The sequence below is a fragment of the Pseudomonas sp. GW822-FHT04C11 genome (assembly GCF_058800905.1).
Genome location: NZ_JBXAMS010000019.1, coordinates 90,231 through 110,000, shown reverse-complemented (window position 1 = coordinate 110,000; position 19,770 = coordinate 90,231). Strand labels below are relative to the sequence as shown.

Here is a 19,770-nt window from a genome sequence, read left to right as displayed (position 1 = left end):
TCGTCCATGATCATGCATCTGCCGTTAACCGACGGTAATCTGTTTCCCATCGTTTCCAGCCTCGGCCACGTTTCAAGAGAGTCTTCATGAGTTCAGGGATTAGTCAAAAGCTGCAGGGTAGCCGCAAGGAACTACTCGATATCGGCCTTCGCAACACCATGCTGAACTTCCGCGCGTCAGCGAAGACGTTGGCGGTGGTGGATGAACTGTCTGAGTCGGTGTTCCACCTGCTTTATCGGCAGGAGAAAACCATGAGTTTTTCTCCGATGGCCCGCCAGAAGTCGGCTGCGTTGGCGAAGATCGCGCTGCCCGAAGGAGAGGACGCTCAGGACATAGCGACTGATGAGTTGCTGTTGCTTGAACTCGACGGCTTGGGCGAATTGAGTGCTGTCGACGATGAGGTGGATGAGTCGGGTCGAGCGCGGCGGCATACGGATACGCGCTTGCAGACGGCACTGGATGAGGAGCGCCTTTTCCTGCAGCTGTTGAGGATTCACAGTGAGGCGCGAGCCTTTGTCGAGGAGCAAGGGGTAAACACGCTGTTTCTGGCGCTGGGCTTCCTTCATTGGTACGAAGCGGACAGCTCAGAGACCCTTCGCAAGGCTCCTTTGATGTTGTTGCCGGTAACCCTTGAACGCAGCGGCGCAAAGGACGCCTTCAAACTGAAGTATTCCGGCGACGAGTTGATGCCTAACTTGTCGTTGATCGCCAAGCTCAAGACCGATTTTGGTCTCGACCTCGCGGCTTGTGAGTTCAGTGAGGATCGCTTCGATGCTGCAGAGGGTAGCCTCGACAGCTTTTATGCTGAAGTGACGGACCTGGTAAGCAAACAACCCCGCTGGAAGGTTTCAACAAACGAGGCTGCGCTCGGGTTCTTCTCTTTTGGCAAGTTCCTGATGTTCAAGGATCTGGACCCGAAAAGTTGGCCGCAAGACCATCAACCCGATGCCCACCCGGTAATCAACCGGCTTCTGGGGGCTGGCTTCGGTGACCAGCGGCCGTCTTATGCCGAGGATGTGAACATCGACTCGGTGCTCAAGCCTGGGGAAGTCCGATTCGTCAAAGATGCGGACAGCAGCCAGACCGAAGCTATCCTCGAAGTGCGCGAGGGCGCCAACCTGGTTATCCAGGGGCCTCCGGGCACTGGTAAGTCGCAGACCATCACTAACATCATCGCGGAATTGATTGCCCAGAAAAAAACCGTGTTATTCGTGGCCGAAAAAATGGCTGCTCTCGAAGTGGTTAAACGTCGGCTCGACGAGTGTCACTTGGGTGATGCGGTGCTGGAGCTGCACAGCCACAAGTCGACCAAACAATCGGTGATCAAAGAGCTGGGTCGCACGCTTGAACAGGGTCGCCCACTGACCAAGGTGGGTGAAGATGATTTGGCCAACCTGGCGGAATTGCAAGGCAACTTAAACCGTTACTGCGAAGCGGTGAGTGCGCCTGTAGGTGCCAGCGGCATGGATTTTGTCGAGGTGTTGGGCCGTTACCTCAAGCTCAAGCGCAGTTACGGCGTGTTGCCGACAATTGCTTTCGCGCCAATGGTGTCATGGACCCAGACCGACCAGCTAAAACGCCGCCAGTTGATTGAAGAATTGACACTTCATATTAAGGAAATGGGCCGTCCAGACCAAAACCCGTTCTGGGGAAGTAAGCGAACTTATTTCTCTCCCATTGAACAGAACAATGCGAACGATGCGTTGCAACAAGCAAGTGCGCATTTAGCCGCTCTGGACGCTGCAGCCAAGGCGCTATCGATTCGACTAATGCTGACCCAGCCCGCCACACTCGCGGACGTTGCTGTCATATGCCGCGCTGCAAGGCGGGCGGCCGAAGCGCCTCGTTTGCAAGGTGTAGAGCTAAGTACAGGGGACTGGCAGCTGCGCCGCGATGCAATTCATGAGTTGCTCGATGCCGGTCAGCGCATGAGCACATGTAAGGCCAACCACGGGACCCAGCTGATCGAGGCCGCATGGGAGCAGGACCTGTTGGAAGTTCGGCAGAATCTGCTGGCTTACGGAGACAAGTGGTGGAAAGTATTTTCGGGGCGCTATCGTGCGGCCAAGGCTCGCTTGCAAGGGCTTGTGCAGGGCACTCTGCCTGGCAGCAACACCGAGCAACTCACTCTGGTCGATTCGGTCCTTGCCTATCAACAAAGTCTGAAGGTTTACCACCAACATGAGGGGCTGGGCAGCGCTCTCTTCGGTGCTCAATGGCAACGTCAGAAGTCTGATTGGGCGGTGCTTGAGCGCGTAAGCGCCTGGGTTGTGCAACTCTACGAAGACCTCGGCAACGGCAATGTGCCGCAGGGGATCATTGCGTTCCTCGCCGGGCACACGGACGCCAGCGGGCTTGGGGAGACGGTCAGTGACATCGAGGAGCATCTTGCGGGCCTCGATCAGGCATTGCTAGCTGGTCTGGAAGTCATCGGCATGCAGGATGACACCGCACAAACGCTGCGTAGTCTAGATCTACCGGCTTTGGGCGCGCGCTTGCAACTGTGGCAGGCCAGCCTGGGCGCGCTCTACCAAATGGCCCGCTTCAACGTACTGTCGGGCGAAGTTCATCAGGCCCAACTGGACGAGTTGTTGAACATTGCCCTGCGCAGCGACGCGCCTGATCAGCTACCGGCCATCCTCGATTTTTCCTGGTATTCAGGGCTGGTGCAGAAGGCGTACGCTGAAAAACCAGCACTACAGCAATTTGACCGCATCAAACACGAGCATCAGATCGCCAAGTTCAAAACCCTCGATGCCGCATCGTTGAACCATGCGCAAACGTTTCTAGCGCGGCAGGTTTGGGAACATATGCCTAATGTGAACCAGCCGGGTGAAATGGCAATTTTGCGCGCAGAACTGAACAAGAAGCGCCGGCACATTCCGATCCGTCAACTGATCGACAAGGCCGGGCGGGCGATTCAGCAAATCAAGCCGGTGTTCATGATGAGCCCCATGTCCATCGCCAACTTCCTGCCCCCAGGCAAGTTAGCGTTCGACGTGGTGGTGTTCGACGAAGCTTCTCAGGTCAAGGCCGTTGATGCGTTTGGCGCGATTTTACGTGGCAAGCAAGTGGTGGTGGTTGGTGACACCCGGCAGATGCCGCCTAGCGATTTGTTCAGCCGCGACATTGCAGCTGATGACGACAACGAAGCCACCGCCGACATCGAAAGCATCCTCAGTCTATTCAAGGCGGCGGGCAGCCAGGAACGCTACCTGCGCTGGCACTACCGCAGCCGACACGAATCACTCATCGCCGTCTCCAACGTGGAGTTCTATGACAGCAAGCTGGTGGTATTCCCTTCCGCAGGCCAGCATCCGCACGCGAAGGGCGTGAGCTTCGATTACCTACCGCAGGCACTGTATGACCGTGGCCGCACACGGACCAACAAGGATGAGGCCAAAGCAGTCGCCCAAGCGGTGATGAAACACGCGCTGGAGACGCCGGAACTGTCCTTGGCGGTTGCCGCATTCAGCGTTCCGCAGCGTGATCTGATCAACATTGAGGTTGAGCTGCTACGGCGCAAGACACCTCAGGCCGAAGCGTTTTTCACCGCACAGGGCAGCGAGCGGTTCTTCGTCAAAAACCTTGAAAACATTCAGGGTGATGAGCGCGACGTGATCTTCATCAGCATTGGATATGGCCGCAATGAGTCCGGTCGAATCGCCCGTGAATTTGGCCCTCTCAATAAAGATGGCGGGCATCGCCGACTCAACGTTTTGATCACACGGGCCAAATTGGCTATGCGCGTGTTCTGTAACTTCCGTGGCGATGAACTGGATATCGATGCCACTGCCAAGCATGGCGTACGGGCTTTGAAAAACTTCCTCAAGTACGCGGAAACGGGGGAACTGGAAGTCGCCAAGGAAACCGGCAAGGCTACAGATTCGCCCTTTGAGGATGAGGTTATCCGGGCCTTGCGTGATCTTGACTACCAGGTAGAGCCGCAAGTCGGTACTGCCGGTTACTTCATTGACCTCGCCGTGAGAGACCCCGAGTTTCCAGGCCGATACGTGCTGGCTGTTGAATGCGATGGCGCGGCCTATCACAGCTCGCGCTCTGCACGTGATCGCGATCGCTTGCGCCAAGGTGTGCTTGAGGGCTTGGGCTGGAACTTCCATCGTATCTGGAGTACCGATTGGTTCCGCAATCCTAAGCAAGAAATCACACGCACAGTAGCGGCAATCGAGGCTGCCCGCGAACATATAGCCAACCGTCGTAGCGTCTCGGTCACAGAAACTCTGATCGAGCCCCAGCATGAAATTATCCGTGACGAAACCATTGCCGAAGTCGAACCGATCGCCAGCCAACCTTATGAAAAGGCGCGGCTCTCTGCAGTCAGCACCCAAGTGGAACTACATCAACACCAGCCGGAACACCTGCTGCGCCTGATCCGTTCAGTGGTCGATGTCGAATCACCGGTGCATTCAGTAGAGGTCACTCGGCGGCTAATGGAGGCTTTCGGGGTGACACGGCAAGGCTCAAGAATCACTGCCGCCGTGGAGAACGCCATTGGCATGGGCATTAAGCAGCGGCACTTCTTGCGCCGTGGCGAATTTCTTCACCACGTCGAGAATCGTCCCGTTGTCATTCGCAGCCGAGCGCATTGGGAGTCTGCCGAGCGCAAACTGGAGTGGGTCGCGCCGGAAGAACTCGACCAGGCCCTGATAGAAATCATCATTTCGGGGTTTTCCATGAGTCATGACGACGCGATCTCTGGCGCCTTGAGACTGCTCGGTTTTGGCCGCGCCACGGCCAAGGTGACAGCGCCATTGAAGGAAAGAATCGAGCAGTTGACGCGTGATAGACGGTTGGAGCTGAGAGAGGGCCGGTTGGTGGTGTCTACTTCTGGCTGATGGGGGAGGCCGTTGTACCGGTAATTAAAAGGTGGTGGATTTATTTGAAAAATAGATCCGTCATCTCTTATCCGTCTTCTAATAATATACGTACTGATTTTCCGCTTCCAACACCAGTCAGGTCGATTTCATGCCAATGTTCGCTAGTTTACGCCAGTCGATTGAGAGGGCATCAACTGATGCTAAAGATCTCTTCTTATCAGCCACGGCCCCGAACAATCGCGAAACCTATTTCGCAAAGGGAAAGCTAGGTGATAACGGAACAGGTGCGGTCTACGCTTATTTTGATAAAGAAGGGCAAGCGCTGTACGTTGGAGTGACAGGTCGCACAATTAAGATGCGACAGCACGATCAGACTTCGCCTCACAAAAAAACCACATGGTGGGATCGCTGGGAGACTGTCCGCTTCATTCAGATCAGCAGTGAAACTGATAGGCTGACGCTAGAACTACTTTTGATCCTTGCATTAAAACCCCCACACAACTCTAAGCCTGGTCCTCGCGACTTCGCAGCAATGTTCTCCTCATAAGATAAAGGGTGGCAGATATATTTTAATAAATAGATCTGTCACCTTTTATTGTAGATGCATACCTTAGACGACGGCATCAAAGGGTGAGTTGCCCGGACGGTTAGAGCGCCCGTTAAAGCTGGCGCACTAAGCGTCCGGCCAATTCACCTTTCGAACTCCAGCATTAAGAGCGATAGTGGGCCAGTGACCACCCTGAGCGCTGAACTGCAACATACTGGGCAACTGAAGGTTGGCTAGAGATTTTTCCCGGCTTCTCGATTTGGAGCCGCGGCGCGTCGAAGTCAGTTCAGGCCTGGGCAGTCAGCTCACGCAGTGCTCGCCCTGATAACAACCCCGGATTGGCCGAGTGCTCCCCCGGGGGTATTGTGTCAGGCTATGCCGTTTTCACCCGTAGCTCCTAGTTTCGCTAGGGGCTTTTTCATGCTCAGGACGAGTCATTCAAGATGTTGATGAAGCTGGCGCCGAAGAAGCGGCGCAACCCGCGTAATTTCTATCTAGGTATCGCTGCGGTGTTACTGATTGTCGGGATTGGACGCTATTTCGCGCTCAAGGCCGAGCAGGAGAAGGTGGCCCAACAGGCGCTGCTGGTCGAGCGCCTCGCCCAGTTGGACGCGACCCTGCCAAAGCAACTGGATGCAATTACCACCCTTGAGTACGTCGGTTTGACGTACGGTGACACGATCTTCTACCGCTACAGGATCGACTTAGCAGCGAGCAGCCTCTCCGAGGAACACAAGGTCAGCATGGAGGCGAGAATACGCCGTGATCTGGAGCAACTGGCCTGCAAGGAACCGCAGTTGCTGGCGATGATGCGCAGGTTCAAGTTTCACCAGGAGCATTACTACCTGGCCAGGAACAGCACACTCTTTTCCATTGAGCTTCACCCTGAACAGTTGAGCTGCCCAGGATGATGCCGATAAGGTGGGCGCCGTCGCTCGTTCATCGCCTCAGGCCATTCCCTAGACCGCAGCGTCCAGTCAATCCGTCTTGCATGACTAGGCCGGCATCCACTTATGCGGCAGCAGTTGATCAATCTCACTTGCCTGCTGTGTCGGCAGACGAGTCAAGACGTCCTTGAGGTAAGCATACGGATCATGCCCATTCATACGCGCCGACTGGATCAAGCTCATGATCGCTGCGGCCCGTTTGCCACTGCGCAGCTCTCCAGCAAGTCGAGTCAGCCGAAGGGAGTTTCACCCCTCGGCTGCTCACAGAACCGTACGTGACAGTCTCCCGTCAGGTCGCGGTAGGGATGGCAGACGCGCTTGAGTGGTCTCTTTTGGTCGGTAGCAGCTGGCGCTATTGACCTTCAGCTTTTAGCCGTCTAGCAAAGCTTTAGCACCAGCTCTTCCTCTTACACTGAGTACGCTGCCGCCAGCGCGTGTTCTCGCATACGTCGGTATCCCCAAATGGCTACGAGGAGCACCGCTGCCCCTGCCGCTAACGCTACGTTGAATCCATAGCGTGCACCTTCCATATCCACCAACTGGCCGGACGCTGCAGCCCCCAGAGCTACTCCAACATTCAAGCCGGCCAGCAACCAGGTCATCCCTTCAGTCAATTGTCTTTCCGGCACGATTCTCTCTACCAGTGACATCGCCACAATCATTGTTGGCGCAAAGAACAGGCCTGCTACCAGGACCGCGCCGGCGAGCCCGGCAATGTTGCCAGCCATTAACAAGGGTAGTGTCGTCGCTGCGGTGGCCAGACCACCCATCAGCAAGAGTTTGTGTAACGGCGTTTTCAGTTTGAGCGCACCAAACAGCAGGCCGGCTGCGCACGAAGCGATGGCGTAACACGACAGCACGATACTGGCCGCCGCAGGACTGCCCATTTGTTCGGCGAACGCGACGCTCACGATATCGACCGTCCCGACGATGACGCCCATCGCGACCATCAACAATGTTAACAACCGGACATCCGACAGGCGAAAGACCGAGGCTGTGCGTGTGCTTATTTCTTCAGCGGATTCCACGGGGGGGGCGGTAGCGACTTGCGCAGCCAAAGCAAGTGCGCCGATCACCAGCAGTGCTACCGCCGCTAACGGCCCAGCCTGTGGGAAGACGGCCACGCTCAAGCCAACGGAAATGGGAGGGCCTGCGATGAAGGTAACTTCGTCTAGCACTGTTTCCAGTGAATAAGCCGTTTGCAGGTGCGGCTTGCCCCTGTAGATAGCCGTCCAGCGGGCGCGGACCATCGCTGACATGCTCGGCATGAAACCCGCCAGCGCGGCTGCCACGAACAGAGTCCAGTCGGGTGTATGCCAGTAGGTGCAAGCTAGTAGCAGAAGAATGCCCAGAGCGCTGATGCCGGTAGACACCGGCAGTACCCGGCGCTGACCGTATCGATCCACCAAGCGCGAAACTTGCGGCGACATCAATGCGTACGTCAGGACAAAGGTAGCTGAGACCGCGCCGGCCAGCGCGTAGCTGCCCCGCAGCTGTGACAGCATTGTAATGATGCCGATACCCGTCATAGGTAGCGGTAAACGGGCGAGGAGGCCGGCCACGGAAAAACCCTTGGTGCCGGGGGCTTGGAACAGTACTCGGTACGGATTGGCCATGCTCGATTCTCCTTATCGAATTAGCGCAGCTTGCTTGGGCGTCGCTGAACTGAAAAAATACATTCATCGCGTATGATTAAAATCCTATAATCATACGAGGTGAATGTAAACGGCTTATCAACCCAGGAGAAATCATGGCTCGACGTACTCGCGCTGACATGGAAGAAACCCGCGCCACACTGCTCAAGACCGCACGCCAGATTTTCAGCGAACGCGGCTATGCAGAGACGTCCATGGATGATTTGACAGCACTGGCTAACCTGACCAGGGGCGCGCTTTATCATCATTTTGGAGACAAGAAAGGCTTGCTCACCGCTGTGGTCGCACAGATCGATGCTGAGATGGATGCGCGGTTACAAGCGATTTCGGACAGCACCGAAAACGCGTGGGAGGCCTTCAGAAACCGCTGCCGTGCTTACCTGGAAATGGCGCAGGAACCTGAAATCCAACGCATCGTGTTGCGTGATGCCCGGGCTGTTCTGGGTAGCTCTCCGCCGGAGGCGCACCGTCATTGTGTTGCCTCTCTACAGAAAATGCTTGAGCAACTGATGCTCCAGGAGGGGGTTGTGCAGTCCGATCCCGAAGCACTGGCGATGCTGATCTATGGAAGCTTGTGCGAAGCAGCCTTCTGGATCGCAGAAGCAGAGCCTGGTTCGAACAGGCTGTCGCAAGCGCTCGGGGCACTGGAGCTTCTGCTCAAGGGCGTCCGTAGCTGAAATCAGGAACATAGGGGGCGGAGTCCAGTGTCGGCAATATCTGCTTACGGGGGAGGGCAAGCATCGTTATTAGTGTGTTGTCGTGCAGTGTCTAGCCTCTTAAATAACTTCAGGGCAGGCCCTGAGTGCAGTGCCCTCCAATAATCCCCTCCGAGACCTCAACCCATCACTGAGCAATAAAGTCGCGAACCGCCCGAATAGTCTGTATCGGCGCCTCTTCCATCAGCCAATGTCCTGCCCCCGGCACCACCACTTCCGTGACCTTGTCCGCCGCGTTGCGCATCACGATCGCTTCATTACTTCCAAAAGACTTTTCACCACCAATGGCCAGCACCGGCATGGTCAGTCGCGCCGCCATCGACGCTTTGTTGTCCACCTCATCCTGACGAATGCTGCGGAACTGGGCGAAGGCTGCGTGCATGGCGCCGGGGCGGGCGTAGAGCTTGGTGTAATGCTGACGGGTTGCTTCATCCACCTTGGTGGGATTGCCCGCGAACTCGTTCCAGAACCGGTCCAGGTAGATGCGCTCACGGCCGGCCACCAGGCGTTCAGCATCCGGCCCGCCGAAGTCGAAGTGCCAAAGCATCGGTGAGCGGACAATCTCGTTCCAGGGCGGAATGCCCGGCACGGGCGCATCCATCACCACCAGGCGATCGGTACGCTGCGGATAACGCGCGGCGTAGGCGTAGGCGACCATGGTGCCGATGTCGTGGCCGATGACCACCGAGTGTTCGATACCCAGCGCGGCCAACACCGCACGGATGTCGCCCGCCTGGGTCTTCTTGTCGTAGCCGCTGTCCGGGATCGACGACAAGCCCATGCCGCGAAGGTCCGGCACCACGACCGTATGATCCCGGGCCAGATCGGCAGCCAGTGGCGCCCACATATCGCCGGTATCGCCAAAACCATGCAACAGCACCACGGCCGGCCCCTTGCCGCCGACGCGCAGATGCAGCGTGACGCCTTCTACAGGGATGTCCTGAATACGAAAGGAGGCAGGAAATGGCGTCACCTGAGCATTTGCTGGGAGGCTTAGAGCTAGCAGCATGAAAGCGGTCAACAGGACGCGGATCATGGTGGTGTCTCCGGACGTACGTGCGGAAGGGGCCCCGAGCCAATGTGCGTGTCGTTTGGCGGTGAGCGTTGACTGCGCAACGTGATGTACATAATTGACATGCCCCATCCCCCGCAAACCGCTACGCCCGAAATGGCGAGCCGTCTGAAGCACGATAAGGTCCGATCGGATGAGCTTAGACCGTTTGGCTGTGAATGCTGGTCGTCATTCTGACCCGGTGTAGCGGCGTTATCGATGCCACCACCTCCCTGATCGAGCAGAATCGGGTCAGTCCTTTCGTTGGTTCCCTGAAGAAACTGCTTGAAGGCATTTCTGTGTCTTTGGCGGACTTTTTTACCTTTGATCAACCGCGCCGCGAGCACCAATACGTGTTCCGCGCCTATGAAGATCCGGATCTCGGGCGTCATGGGCTGCGGTTGTTGCTGATTGGCGCTTCGGTGCCGAGTCGGCAGATGTGGCTGTTGCGCGAGCAATACGCACCGGGTGCCAACTCTGTCGAAGAGCTGATTGTGCACACGGAAGGGGAGGAGTGTGGGCTGGTGACGCGTGGGACGGTTGAGTTGACCGTGGTGTGCTGAATGCCGGGGATGGGAATTACTTTCTGACGACGCTGCCGCATCGGTTTCGGAATAATGGGGCGGATGAGGCGGAGATTATTAGTGCCAACACCCCCGCTAACTTCTGATTGAGAGAGTGAAAGCAGGTCAAAGAAAACCGTAGCTATGCGGGGGGGGGGGGCGCATGAAATTTGGTTGCTGCTCCCTAGTTGTCTGGAAACCACGGTGTAAAAAAAGGATCTGTCACCCTTTTTGTGCAATGCGGGAACTGCGCGTCGTGAAATATGAGTATGGCACTCCGACACTACTGTTTGATATAACGCTTCCTTACTCAGGGAGGCATTATGAAGTGGATGGCAGTCGGAGCTTGCATTGCGTGCTTGATTAGCGCGTTGTTAGGGCTCACAGCTGGAATAAATCTGAACCCTCAATCGACCATGCATTTTGTGCCAAATTGGGGAAGCGTAGGTGATTGGCTGGCTGCTGCTGGAACCTTGGCGGCAGTTTGGGTTGCGCTTTCGCAATCCTCTAAGCAGGCGGAAAAAGAGAGGCCAAGGACGAAGATATACCAAGAGCACCGAAATAAATTCTGGTCGGTACGAGTTCTCTCCGAAGGCTTGGTGCCGGTGACCGTTCTAAGCGCTGAACTGGAGTACGACGGTCGGTCTCGCTCGATAGATTTGTCAACTTGGTTTCCGAAACCCGTAGCTCTACCAAAAAAGCTTGAGAGAGGAGACGTCCTGAATCTCGTCGAACTCAGCCAGAAGGACTTTGTTTTGCTCGCACGAGCGCTAGTAAATCCAGTGGTTGATGAACTCTCAGGTCGAGGAATTACATCAAACGATGGAAAAGCCGGATTAAACGAGAGCTTTTTTGATGAACTAAATTCAGTCACCTCCCGTGAAGCGAAGCTATTGATTCGTAGCGCTCATGAAGATGTCTGTTATCCGTTACCGGAAGCGCTCCTCGACGAATTGTTTAAGCTGGTGGCGGAAGAAGAAAGAAATAGGCGACTCAAAGAGATGCAAAAACACAAAGCTGATCTCGCCGAAATTCGTGAAATGTTTGAGGCCGCGACTAAAAGACACACAAGTGGTTCCGAAAATCAAACTGAATAGTAGCTAAGGCATTCAAATTCGTCGAGATTTGAAAGTGCAAAAGGGGGTGTCCATTAGCTAGTCCAAACTCAAGGTTAATGGGTATCTCCTTTGTTTCTTACTGATGAGGTAGATCCACAGTAAGCTAAATAAATTCCGGTCATCTCCGAGTCGAGTATTCCATAACCTTGCGTGCTTCAATATGTCGTTTGTAATTTCCAAAGTGTTGTGTGGGTTGTAAAAAATAGATGAATTTATTTAAATAAATCATAGGAATAAATTTGTCCACTTTGTTGGTCAGTTCTCACAGTTAACTGTTAAGTGAATTGGAGCAAGGGGCGAGTTTAACTGGTCGCCTGGGGGCGTTCCCTCGGTATGTATCGTAGCGCGATGTTTTTTCGGCGCTATACTAAAGTCCATAAATTTTTAATCAAGGAAGGCGCGTGAAAGACAACAAAACATTCGGTCCAAGCGAAAATTACAATCATAATGCATTGGTTGGAGAGGATACCTATGGAGACAAAGATTTCGCTTATGAGTGGGGGTTTGCTACTTCCGTAGATCTTTTACTAACGCTATCGCTTGCGCATGACTACTTAGAGGATCCCGATACCGGGAGGACTATTAATGTTTTGAAGGATACGTTGATCTATCCAATACTATTTTGTGCAAGGCACCACATTGAATTGCACCTAAAAATGCACATTTCCAGGGTCGCAAAGCTTAGAAATATTCAGGTAGATAATAATGCAAATACGCATAATCTTAAGTGTTTGTACGAGATTTTGATTGGTCTAAGCAACGCTACTGATAACAGGCTCTTAGGCTATGTTGAAAGATTGCATGAGTTCATCGCAGACTATGACTCCATAGATGAGACAGGGCAGACCTTTAGGTATGCGCAGGATAATGAGAAAAAAGCTCATTTGCCTGGCCAACATTTTATCGATTTGAGCAATGTTAAGGCGCGCTGGAATGAAATGCGTGACGCAATGGATGAACTCTCCACCTTCGTGCATGATGTCCTATCTCCCGAATATGCGACTGGCACATTTACGGATAAATTCAACCGGCAAGAGTTATTCGAATTGGCTCAAGCCTTACCTCCTTATACTGGATGGGGGCAGGAGGATAAAGAAAGTTTTTTAGATATAAAGAAGGAGTGGCTCGTTAAAAAAGACATATCTGGTAGGGAGTTTACGAAGGCAATTGACAAAATAAAAAACACTCATTGCTTGTCCGTATTAATAGGTGTTGAACTGGCTCTGGATGAACTCCCGCACAATATCGTAGAGCGTATGCTAAAGGTTAAGCTTGGTGCCCCTGTTGAAATTATTGATAACTTGGAGTGGCATGCTATATCTGCGATATTTGAGTGTTCCAGCCACATCTATTTTCCAGAAGACTATTTTTTGAGCATCAGAGCAGCCAAGGCCAACATTGAGACCTACATCGATCCAACACATGTCCTTCGCAAAATATGTTGGGATCCTCAGCGATTCGTTGAGGGATTACGCAACCAGGGGCAGACTAGTTTAGCGTCATACTTCAGCGAGCATGTTGATGAATTTTTCGTTCCGAAAGATACCCCGCCAAGCAGATCAGCTTCGGCTGAGAGTTTTTTCAGACAGTTCCGCGGAGAGGAAGATGGGAATTAATATCATTGTTTATGTGATGCATCAGACAACAGTTGGATGAATAGCCGCAGCGCTTCTTATTTCACTGCTGTAGACCAAAAAAGGGGTAGATTTGTTTGGTGCTTTGGCCGGGGTCGTGATAACCGCACGGATTTAGATCAAAGATAAATCTGTCCTCTTCATTTATGGTTTTTGGATTGTCTTGGTTTTTTATTTAAGAATTAACAGCCAAGTGACTCTGAAGTCTTGGCAGGATTGGCGGTAAGAAGTCTGCCAATCCTGCCAAGTGAATCGGCTCAAGTACAGAAGGCAAATTCAAGAATTTCTTTTAGCCTACCTTCGCTTGCAGCAGTCAATTTAGTATTCCCATCTAAATAATCCCGCACTCTTTTCCAAGAATTATATGGCTTATCTTTGGAGCTGGATATTTCCTGGGCGGCAGAGTCCCATAAAACATGTTCAAATGTATCCGACACTACAAAGGTATTATTGGCATTTGCAATACTGGCAATTTTTGCATTGGCTTTGAATGGGTGGATCGCTGGTTTTTCATCCAGCTCCGCATCAGTCAACTCATGTCTGTCTTCATCATGAATCACACGATAGTCTATTCCCAAGGTATTAAGAACTTTCCCTATTGCTGGGATAGTCCATTTACCGCCCGCCGAAATTACAGTGGTGTCTTTTGTCAGGTGTGGGTCAAGGTTAAACTTTTCGATCAGCTCTCTTGCCATAGAAAATACTGCTACCTCTGTATCACCCTCGACTAACACTACCCTTTTGGCGAATAAGCTTTCACATACTGTAGGATGGAAATCAAGAGTGGCTCTTAGAAGAGAGCGTTCGTCATAGTCGCCACCTTTTTCGAAAATATTTGACGCTAACTGGTGAATGATTCTCTGATTTTCAGCATTTTTTCTTACCAGTTTCAACGATTCTGGTTTGTCAGCAAGAGAAATTAGAAATGGTGAATGTGTAGAGCAAATTACCTGCCATTTTGGTGATTCAGTTTTGTTAACCAATGCGGATTTTAATCTCCTCATTAGATGAGGGTGTATATATAGCTCTGGCTCCTCATATAATACTACTACGGAGCGTTCACCACCTTCCACCATCGCGGCATGGCCCGCGTTGCTTTCTAACATAGCAAACGCTAATGCTCTTTGAACCCCACTTCCTTGATACTGTAAGCTTGATTCAAACTCTTCATCAATAAGGAATGTGGCTGCTTTCATGAATAGCGGTTCGATATCTATTTCACCTATTGCCAGTCGTACTTTTGAGTCAAAGTCCAATACTTGATTGAGTGTAGAGCTCACTTGTTCTAATGCTTGACTAAGTCCGTCGATAACTGTGCCATCTTCAGCCTGTCCTTTTAGCTTTTTCTGAAGGAAGTCGGCCTTTTTTATGTACTCCTTGTAAGAGGTATCGTCCTTTACAATAGGGAATAGTTTGTTTGAAAATAAAAAGGAAAATGGAGTGTTTGCGGTGGACTTCATATCATCCTCAATCTTGAAACACGCCGGAACGTACATAACATGAGGAACCGCTTGTTGAAGTGAATTTGGGAATTTTTTAATGTGCCAGTCTGTACTTGTGGTCACTGATTTAGGGTATTTATCTTTAAACATTGCTTCGAGTTCTGCTTGTCGACTTTTAAAGTCTTCAGCGTTGGTTATACCAAGTAAATCGATACACTCCTTAGACTCAGGGTTTTTCCTGGCTTCAGAAATATTGCTCCAAGGTAATTCGTCAACAGTACAGAAAACGCTATAGTCAGAGGATAGTGTATCTAATCCGTCGTTCCAACTGGCGCTTAGCTTGATGATAAGGTTGTCTTGACTCAGTAGTCTCGAAATTGCCGGCTTCTTCTTTTCCCACTCTTCAAGATCCCTGAATTCGCAGATTATCTCCATGGTTTCTGGGGATGGGGTTTTGTTTGGCCAGTCATCGACAGTAGGCTTTTTGTTGTCAAGAAGTATGTTTAGCGCGTGAAGAATAGTAGACTTTCCGATATTGTTTGGGCCGATGAAGCTGGTGAAGTCTTCAATATCTATCTCTGCATATCCGATGCCGCGAAAATTTTTTATTATTAACTTCCTGATTTTCATGTTTAACGCTCCGTGTGATTGAGGCTATGTGCCACTATCGCTTATCTCAAAGTTTTCCGGAAAGCGCAACTGAGAGCGGACAGACCGTGCTTCATCGAGAATCGTATTGCCGCGGGGAAACCACGAATGAACTGAAATTGACCTATTGCTGAATTGGAATTTATTGATAATTACCAAATGGTTACGAGTTCATGAGTGCATTTTTATGGATTTCATAAAACATAGGGAATGGGGCAGTACTGTGAGCTTCCATCACTTTTTTGAAAAAAGCCTGAACAGAGATCATTAAAAAACCGCAGCAATGCGGTTTTTTTGCGACTAAATGCAGGTCACTGCCCCTTGGGCATATCAAACCCACGCTGCTCAATCACCCCAAACACATCAGCAACATCCTGGACCATAATCCGAGCAATATTGGTGACGGTGTTGATGTCGTTCTCGGCGTAGTCGGGGAGGCTGGTACAGGCCATCAGGTTCAGGTATTTGAGGACGGCGTTGAGGCGTTCGCTGACGCAGTTGTGGAGTTCGCGTAGCGGGACGTCGCTGTCGATGTGCAGGACTGGGCTGTCGGTGGCGAATTGGGACATGGGGGTGAAGCGGTGGGGCGGGTGTTGAGTCGTCATGGTGTTAATCCTCACAAAAGAAGAATTGCCACCTTGTCTGCTGCGAAACAAATTGGGTGGCAGCTGTACGCGGGTTCGCAGACCGGAGGATTAACACCATGACCCGGCAGACCCGAAGGTCTCCCACGCACAACCGCCATAAAACGATACGCAGCCGGGAACCGGCCGAGCCTGACGGAGCAAGGTGTCAATCTTAAGGGCTGCGAAACCCTATCGCCAACGAATGTCTGCGACAGATCAACTTTAGGTGGCGATTTTGGTGACTGCAACCGAGGTGTAGGACGCTGCGCGGCCATTGTGGCGATGTGGTTTGTCCATGTTCGGCGGCGTATTTGCCGTAACCCGGGCGTTGCGGAGTGTCTGAGGAAATTGGGAGGTAGGGCTTGGGGCTGCTTCGCAGCCCAGCGGGAGCAAGCTCCCTCGCCACGGTGGGTGGATTCCTACGAGAGTTTCGGAGCTGAAAATCAAAAGATCGTCCGAACGCGGCCCGAGCCTTCGGCAGCGCCGAGCGTGGGGGAGTGGAAGTCCGTCGCGGGTTGGCTCAAGCTCGGCATCAATGTGAGTAACCGCTACGGCTTTGAGGCCAAGGAAAATCGAGATGACTCAAACACTGGAACGTGCCATCGCCATTGCTGCTGCCGCTCACGAAGGGCAGGTCGACAAGGGCGGTTCGCCGTACATCCTGCACCCGCTGAAAGTGATGCTGAAGGTCAGCACCCTGGAAGAGCGGATCGTGGCGGTTCTGCATGACGTGGTTGAGGACTCTGGCATCAGCCTTGATGATCTGCGTAAAGAAGGCTTCAGTGAAACGGTGCTGGCGGCCATTGAGTCTGTCACCAAGCTGCCGGGAGAGTCCTACGAGCTGTTCGTCGAACGAGCGGCGCAGAACCCGATAGGCCGTGTGGTCAAGCTGGCTGACCTTGAAGAGAACAGCGACGTGTCCCGAATCGCACAGCCGTCTTGGGAAGATCTGGAGCGAATTGAAAAGTATCGGCGGGCGATTGGCAGACTGCGTTCGTAGCGAGCCAACTCGGTACTTACGCCTCAGCTATCGCTCACACCCGCACAGGCGTGCAAAGCTCCACCAATGTCCCGTCCGGGCAGCGAACGTAGGAGACGGTTTGCCCCCAGGGTTTGATGAGTGGGGCGGCTATTTCAGTGGCGCCGGCGTGTAGTGCTTTGGCATGGGCGGCGGGGACGTCGTCGGTCACCAGGCCGACTTCGATGCCCAGTGGTTTGGGGGAGGCGTGGGCCGAGAGGTGGCCGGTGCTGAAGTTCATCGCCGCGAGTTCGTCGGCGGCGAATGCCAGGGTGGTTTCGCCGGTTTCGAGTTCGCCGTAGGTAGCGGATTCGTGGAGGAAGCGGGTGGCAATCCCGAAGGCGGATGAGAAGAACTGGAGTGAGGCTGCAACGTCCGGGACGTAGATGATCATGTAGCCGAATTTCATGTGCAAACATTCCTTGTTGTGACATTGGGGTGGCAAATCCAGCAGAAGGCGGACGCAACATCGCATCCGCCTGTCATTCCACTACATAGCCATTTACTTGCGCAACACCGGAGTCCTTGGCGGAATCAGCCGCTTCGTCCCCGTCGCCTCGAACGCCGAAGCCAACCGCAGCAACGTCGAATCGTCATACGCACGACCGGCAAAGGTCAGCCCGACCGGCATGCCGATGTCCGGCATGACGCCCATCGGTACGGTGACCGTGGGCACGCCGAGGTGGCGGATGGCGAGGTTGCCGTTGGCGACCCAGATGCCGTTGCTCCAGGCGATGTCCGCCGACGTCGGGTCGACATCGGCATTCGCCGGGCCGACGTCGGCGACGGTCGGGAACAGCACGGCATCGAGGCCGAGTTTGTCCATCCAGTCTTCGAGGTCGATTTTACGGGTCTGTTCAAGGCCTCGCAGGCCGTCGGGTACGGTGGTGATCTGGTCCCACGGCGTCAGGCCGCGCTCGGCCATTCGCACGTATTCGTCCATGCCGGCGGCGAGGTCGCCTTCGCGGTTGGGCAGGGTGCCGGGGTCGTGGGGGAAGATCAGCGGTCCGTTGACGTCGACCAGGCGATTCAATGTCGGATCGCCGTTGGCCTGCAGGAAGTCATCGAACGCCCACGCGGTCAGGTCCCACAGTTCATGGTGGAGGAACTCTTTGGAGACGATGCCGCGATTGAACACGGTCGGCGCGCCGGGGCGATCGCCTTCGCAATTGGAGACCAGTGGGAAGTCGACGTCGATCACTTCGGCACCAGCGGCTTCGAGTGCCTGGCGAGCCTGTTCCCAGAGCCCGATCACCGAGGCGCGGGTGTTGATTCGTTGCCCGGTCGGGCCACCGATTCCCGGCGTTTCAGAGGTGCCGGCTTCGGGATCGGCGTTGATGTACATCCGCGGAATGCCGAAGCGTTTTCCGGCGAGGGCATCGGGATTGGCGGCAAGCGCCACGTAGGAGGCGGGGCGCACCGAGGTGACGCTCGGGATCGGCACCCAGGGTTGCATCCGCCACAGGTCGCCGCGTGTGTCGGGGTCTTCGGCCACGACCACGTCGAGCACTTCGAGCAGGTCGGCCATGGTTCTGGCAAACGGCACGACCACGTCCATGGTCGGCGTCAACGGCCAGTTACCGCGCACCGAGATCACCCCGCGTGACGGCGTGTAGGCGCACAGGCCATTGTTCGAGGCGGGGCCGCGTCCGCTCGACCAGGTTTCTTCCGCGAGGCCGAAGGCTGCGAAGCTGGCGGCGGTGGCGGTACCGGCACCGTTCGATGAGCCGGAGGCGAAGGGGGCGGTGAGGTAGTCAGCGTTGTACGGGCTTTCTGCCCGGCCATAGACCCCGCGCTGCATGCCGCCGTTGGCCATGGGCGGCATGTTGGTCTTGCCCAGGCAGATGGCGCCGGCGGCGCGCAACCGTTCGATGGTGAACGCATCGCGATAGGCAATCAGGTTGGCGAAGGCCGGGCTTCCGGAAGCGGCGGTCAGCCCCTTCACCAGATAACTGTCCTTGGCCGTGTAGGGAATGCCATCGAGCGGGCCCAGTGTTTCGCCTTTGGCGCGGCGGGCGTCGGATGCCCGCGCCTCGTTCAGCGCCTCGGGGTTGCGCACCACCACCGCGTTAAGGGCGGTGGGCGTGTCGGGGCCGTCGTAGGCATCGATTCGGGCGAGGTAGGCCTGCACCAGTTCAACCGCCGTGGTCTGGCCCGATTCGAGCGCCGCCCGCAGTTGGGCAATGGGAACCTCGGTGACCTCGATCATGCTGCTCTCTCAAAATGGGTGTTCATAGGGTTTCTCGTGGCACTGTAGTACGCGACAGTGTCTTGGCGTTCAATCTGAGCATTCTATTAAACGCCCGGCAAAAAAGAGCAGAAAAAAAACCGCAACACCGTGTAAGGCCAGTCAGTCAGGAGATTCCGGGGCGAGGCAAGTCTGCTGTCGATTCACGACTCGCCGCCAACAAATCTCACTCTGTGGCAGTCAGACGGTCCAAGTTTTTGACCGCGTGATGAGCGAACTTCAATCGGCATCAGAGGCTCGCCGGACTCGTTGTCGATCAGCACAGAACGCGTCTCCTGCGGCTTGAACAGGAAACGTTCGCCCCACTGCCTCATGCTGACCACAACTGGGAAGATCTCCCGTCCTTTTTCCGTAAGGACGTACTCCTTGTAGGCGCTGCCATCTGACGCCGGTCGAACGTCGAAAACCCCGACCTCAACCAGCGTCTTCAGTCGCGATGCGAGAATATTCTTGGCCACGCCCAAGCTCTTTTGAAATTCGCTGAATCGGCGAATGTCGTCAAACGCGTCGCGGATGATCATGAGCGACCAACGATCCCCGATGGCCTCCAGTGTTCTTGCGACCGGGCATTCGCTGCTGTGTGGTGAGGCATCTTCGAGCATTTTTTTGACCTTGCGGAATGTGGAGTGGCCAAGCCTGTCCACCAGCCTGGCGCAATGTGGTTGCAATTTAAAACCTGATACAGCAACAATGGAATCTAGTTCTGAATTGAAACCAGT

At 54.1% G+C, this 19,770-nt stretch carries 14 protein-coding genes and 2 pseudogenes; 8 read left to right on the top strand and 8 right to left on the bottom strand.

Going from position 1 to position 19,770, the window contains the following annotated elements; genetic code table 11:
• The first annotated feature begins 86 nt into the window (after positions 1-86).
• The 3 genes from AC1RJ3_RS25470 to AC1RJ3_RS25460 all read left to right on the top strand — a co-directional run bounded on the left by AC1RJ3_RS25470 (position 87) and on the right by AC1RJ3_RS25460 (position 6,296).
• Positions 87-4,856 carry a DUF3320 domain-containing protein gene (locus AC1RJ3_RS25470; RefSeq protein WP_493081195.1) on the top strand — a complete coding sequence of 1,590 codons (4,770 nt, stop codon included), beginning with the start codon at positions 87-89 and terminating at the stop codon, positions 4,854-4,856.
• A gap of 130 nt (positions 4,857-4,986) precedes the next feature.
• Positions 4,987-5,385 (top strand): GIY-YIG nuclease family protein, encoded by a 399-nt coding sequence (locus tag AC1RJ3_RS25465; protein WP_102667228.1) that lies wholly within the window; start codon positions 4,987-4,989, stop codon positions 5,383-5,385.
• Positions 5,386-5,834: 449 nt separating this feature from the next.
• On the top strand, positions 5,835-6,296 hold the full coding sequence (locus AC1RJ3_RS25460) for a hypothetical protein (protein ID WP_493081193.1): 462 nt from the start codon (positions 5,835-5,837) through the stop codon (positions 6,294-6,296).
• An 84-nt stretch (positions 6,297-6,380) separates the two neighbouring features.
• Here the strand turns inward: AC1RJ3_RS25460 and AC1RJ3_RS25455 are convergent.
• Positions 6,381-6,554 (bottom strand): annotated as a pseudogene (locus AC1RJ3_RS25455) (transposase domain-containing protein); the annotation flags it as partial.
• A 185-nt stretch (positions 6,555-6,739) separates the two neighbouring features.
• Positions 6,740-7,948, bottom strand: a complete 1,209-nt coding sequence (locus AC1RJ3_RS25450; RefSeq protein WP_103316057.1) for an MFS transporter — start codon at positions 7,946-7,948, stop codon at positions 6,740-6,742.
• Positions 7,949-8,082: 134 nt separating this feature from the next.
• On the opposite strand from AC1RJ3_RS25450, the gene AC1RJ3_RS25445 reads away from it, so the two are divergent.
• A complete protein-coding gene (locus AC1RJ3_RS25445; protein ID WP_103316056.1) occupies positions 8,083-8,664 on the top strand; it encodes a TetR/AcrR family transcriptional regulator in 582 nt (193 codons plus the stop codon).
• 166 nt (positions 8,665-8,830) lie between these two features.
• On the opposite strand, the gene AC1RJ3_RS25440 is transcribed toward AC1RJ3_RS25445, so the two are convergent.
• Entirely contained in the window at positions 8,831-9,739 is a 909-nt protein-coding gene (locus tag AC1RJ3_RS25440) for an alpha/beta fold hydrolase (RefSeq protein ID WP_493081190.1), read from the bottom strand.
• A 194-nt stretch (positions 9,740-9,933) separates the two neighbouring features.
• Here AC1RJ3_RS25440 and AC1RJ3_RS25435 point away from each other — a divergent pair.
• The 3 genes and pseudogenes from AC1RJ3_RS25435 (at position 9,934) to AC1RJ3_RS25425 (ending at position 13,051) form a co-directional block, all read left to right on the top strand.
• Positions 9,934-10,424, top strand: a pseudogene (locus tag AC1RJ3_RS25435) (cupin domain-containing protein).
• Between the two features lie 216 nt (positions 10,425-10,640).
• A complete protein-coding gene (locus tag AC1RJ3_RS25430) occupies positions 10,641-11,414 on the top strand; it encodes a hypothetical protein (protein ID WP_493081188.1) in 774 nt (257 codons plus the stop codon).
• Between the two features lie 422 nt (positions 11,415-11,836).
• Positions 11,837-13,051 (top strand): hypothetical protein, encoded by a 1,215-nt coding sequence (locus AC1RJ3_RS25425; protein WP_493081186.1) that lies wholly within the window; start codon positions 11,837-11,839, stop codon positions 13,049-13,051.
• Between the two features lie 275 nt (positions 13,052-13,326).
• Here AC1RJ3_RS25425 and AC1RJ3_RS25420 read toward each other — a convergent pair whose 3' ends face one another.
• Positions 13,327-15,141: an ATP-dependent nuclease gene (locus tag AC1RJ3_RS25420; RefSeq protein ID WP_493081184.1), complete on the bottom strand. Its 1,815-nt coding sequence runs from the start codon at positions 15,139-15,141 to the stop codon at positions 13,327-13,329.
• A gap of 329 nt (positions 15,142-15,470) precedes the next feature.
• Entirely contained in the window at positions 15,471-15,764 is a 294-nt protein-coding gene (locus AC1RJ3_RS25415) for a fructose-bisphosphate aldolase (RefSeq protein WP_493081182.1), read from the bottom strand.
• A gap of 598 nt (positions 15,765-16,362) precedes the next feature.
• On the opposite strand from AC1RJ3_RS25415, the gene AC1RJ3_RS25410 reads away from it, so the two are divergent.
• Positions 16,363-16,785: an HD domain-containing protein gene (locus tag AC1RJ3_RS25410; protein WP_493081180.1), complete on the top strand. Its 423-nt coding sequence runs from the start codon at positions 16,363-16,365 to the stop codon at positions 16,783-16,785.
• 34 nt (positions 16,786-16,819) lie between these two features.
• Here the strand turns inward: AC1RJ3_RS25410 and AC1RJ3_RS25405 are convergent, their stop codons facing one another.
• The 3 genes from AC1RJ3_RS25405 to AC1RJ3_RS25395 form a co-directional block, all read right to left on the bottom strand.
• Entirely contained in the window at positions 16,820-17,212 is a 393-nt protein-coding gene (locus AC1RJ3_RS25405; RefSeq protein WP_493081178.1) for a VOC family protein, read from the bottom strand.
• Positions 17,213-17,305: 93 nt separating this feature from the next.
• On the bottom strand, positions 17,306-19,012 hold the full coding sequence (locus AC1RJ3_RS25400; protein WP_493081176.1) for an amidase: 1,707 nt from the start codon (positions 19,010-19,012) through the stop codon (positions 17,306-17,308).
• Between the two features lie 182 nt (positions 19,013-19,194).
• Positions 19,195-19,653 (bottom strand): winged helix-turn-helix transcriptional regulator, encoded by a 459-nt coding sequence (locus tag AC1RJ3_RS25395; protein WP_054598387.1) that lies wholly within the window; start codon positions 19,651-19,653, stop codon positions 19,195-19,197.
• Positions 19,654-19,770: the final 117 nt, after the last annotated feature.